Here is a 1,123-nt window from a genome sequence, read left to right as displayed (position 1 = left end):
GCCCGCACTGCCGGATCCGAGCACGCCGGCGCTGCTGGCGGCGGGTGCGCCTCCGCCGCTGGCGGCGGGTGCGCCGCCGCCGCAGCACTGATCGTGGCCAGCGTGGCAATTATCCGCGTGCCCGTTGCCTCCGTCGCAGGTAGTGGGCATGTCGGTGGCTGACGCTGTCGGGGCGAAGCCGCCGACGTGGGTGCCGGCTGCGGCCTCCGCCTCGGCCGAGAACAACCCGAGCTGTTCGGCCAGGCTGCTCTTTTGGAGGCCCCCGACCAGGTCGGCCAAAGGGATCGTCACGATGATCCGCGCGGCCGCGCCGGACCCGCGAACGCTCTTGTCCGGGGTCGTCGCGTGCTTGGCCATCGTCACCAGCGCATCCAACCGCCGGGTGCCCGGCGTGCGGGGATCGTGCTCCCCGGTGTCTGGGTCGACGTGCGGCTTCGACAGGGCGTGCAGGGCGGCGCTGAACACGGCCTCATTGACCGGGTCCATCACGATCTTGGACTCGAACATCCCGGTCTTGGAGTTCAAGCTCAACGCGGACATGGTCCGGTTCGAGCGCTTCTGTTCGTGCTCGTCCTCCAGGGTGGTCTGGGTGCCGTACTGAGACAGCAGCACGTCCTCGAACTCCGCGATGTTCTTCCGGGTGGCGCCCTCACCGAGCCAGCCGATGAGCTGGTCCAGCACGGTGTCCCAGCCGCGGATGTCGACCTTCGGCGACAGCCGACGGTAGCTGGAGGCGATGATCGCCGCGGACTCGACCGTGCACTCTCCGGCCACGACCGCGTCCTTGAGTCGGGTGACATCGGGGGTCGAGCAGGTCCGGGAGGCCTCGTCCAACCCGCGGGCCTGCGCCGGCGCGAGCGGCACTCCGGCGTCGCGGCAGGACTGCTCGACCCACGCAGCAGTCTTGGGGTTGTCCGAGGCCGCGATGACCCCACGCTCCCGCGCTTCCATCACCACAGCCGCCTGAAACGCCTTCGCCGCATTCACGATCTTCGCGGCCCCGGCGGCCAGCCCGGCCAGGTCATCGCTACCCAACCGAGTCAGATCCCCGGCGTACTCCAGCAGCGACTCGGACCCGGCATCAAGCCAGGTCACGAGGTCCGCTGCGGTGGGTTCCATACCG

At 69.9% G+C, this 1,123-nt stretch carries 1 protein-coding gene; it reads right to left on the bottom strand.

Features of this window, described 5'->3' with window-relative positions; genetic code table 11:
* On the bottom strand, positions 1-1,095 hold a 1,095-nt coding region (locus KILIM_RS03295), incomplete at its 3' end, for a DUF222 domain-containing protein (RefSeq protein WP_169330734.1).
* Between the last annotated feature and the right edge of the window lie 28 nt (positions 1,096-1,123).

Source organism: Kineosphaera limosa NBRC 100340 (genome assembly GCF_000298215.1).
GTDB lineage: Bacteria > Actinomycetota > Actinomycetes > Actinomycetales > Dermatophilaceae > Kineosphaera > Kineosphaera limosa.
Note: the sequence above shows the minus strand (reverse complement) of the source record. Positions and strands in the feature narration are given on the sequence as shown.